This is a genomic window from Methylobacterium oxalidis (assembly GCF_007992195.1).
Classification (GTDB): domain Bacteria; phylum Pseudomonadota; class Alphaproteobacteria; order Rhizobiales; family Beijerinckiaceae; genus Methylobacterium; species Methylobacterium oxalidis.
Map to the genome: position 1 here is coordinate 1 of NZ_BJZU01000279.1, position 1489 is coordinate 1489.

A 1489-nucleotide genomic window follows, 5' to 3' on the forward strand; every position below is an offset into this window, starting at 1 on the left:
CTTAATCGATGAGACAACGGCAGAACGGCTCGGCGTTCATAGTAGCGGATCGTGGAAGCATTCACCCCTGTCCGCTCGGATAGCTCCCAGATTGTTACGCCCGCCTTGGTCCCTCCACGTTCTGTGACGCGGCAAACCCTCCCCAATACTGTCCTGAGCTCAACGGGGCGCTTATGCGAGAGTGCCCCGCTTACCACCAGCAGCCACTGAGTACTGACGGCGGAAGGCATTGAGGGCGCTTTGACTACAACGCCGAATTGGACGGTTGATCAGACGATCCTGCGAGCCTAAGCCTAAAGACCGGGGCTAACAATTTGAGGGGGCCGAGATAGCTACACGAAGATCGTGGCGCGCCCGCATGAGAGGATAGGGATAGTATCTTTAATCTGCCTATTTCCCGATGGCTGGGCTCGGATCAAGAGGCGGCATTGTCTGTGGGATTGCCCGGCGGCAAGAAGTCGATCTCGCCCCCGTTCAGGTAAGCTCATTGGTTGAGGTTTGCAGATGGACCAGTCCGCGGAGATGCCAGCACAGCCCGGCTTTGCGACAGGAGCCAGGCAAGATGATGCGTGGCGCACTCTGCTCCCAACCGACGTTCAAGAAGCCGTATCATCTGCGCTTCGCGACGCGGCGCACTCACTGGTCATCCCGAGCTTCCGCAGCTCTCGGCCCGCAGAACTATCACGGAAAGCATCGGGCACCCTCGTCACGCAGATCGACCGCGATGTTGAGAGCCGATTGGCCGCGGTTGTGACGATGCTCCTTCCAAACTCGCGGGTGATCGGCGAGGAGGCGGTGGCGGCGGATCCAAAGCTGCTCATGCATCTCGGAGATGAATGGGTCTGGGTCATCGATCCACTCGATGGCACAGCGAACTTTGTGGAAGGCCAGGCGCCCATCGCCATGATGGTGTCGCTTCTGAACCGCGGCACGCCAATCCTGGCTTGGATCCTCGACCCGCTCGAAGACATCCTGCTGACCAGAGGCCGAGGTGAGGGCCTTACAACGGGCCAGGCAGCGGCGGCTGCTCCCTCGTTGCGCGATCTCCGCGGCGCGGCCTGGATCCGCTATTTCGATGACGAGCTGCGGAAGGCCACCGAGGGGCGCTTCTCCGCTGTCGGACAGGTGACGCCGGGCTGCAAATGCACGGGTGCGGAGTACCTTTCCCTCCTCCAGGGGCAGCAGGATTTCGTGCTATTCTGGCGAAGCATGCCCTGGGATCATACGGCCGGGATCCTCCTGCTGCAGGAGAGCGGCGGCCATGCTGCATATCTAAACCGTGATCCGTTCCGGCCTGGAGCCAAGAGATATGGTCTCTTGGCCGCACGGAGCAGACAGATCTGGGATCAAGTTTGGACGGCTCTCATTGAGGGTGTGCCGGATCCGGAGGGTTTGCTCAGCCGAGAGGTGAAGGTTTACTGATGCTACCCAGCTAGATTCAGGCAAAGCTGTGCTTGTGGAGTGCTGCGATGCCGGTGCAAGGTTAGGG

The 1489-nt window shown here is 60.4% G+C and carries 2 protein-coding genes; one reads left to right on the forward strand and one right to left on the reverse strand.

From position 1 onward, the window contains the following. Positions 1-230: MerR family DNA-binding transcriptional regulator (locus MOX02_RS33120; RefSeq protein WP_147029500.1), on the reverse strand; the 230-nt coding region annotated here is incomplete at its 3' end. Between the two features lie 274 nt (positions 231-504). Here MOX02_RS33120 and MOX02_RS30550 point away from each other — a divergent pair. After that, positions 505-1422, forward strand: coding sequence for an inositol monophosphatase family protein (locus MOX02_RS30550; RefSeq protein ID WP_147029501.1), 918 nt, complete (start codon positions 505-507; stop codon positions 1420-1422). The last annotated feature ends 67 nt before the right edge of the window (positions 1423-1489 follow it).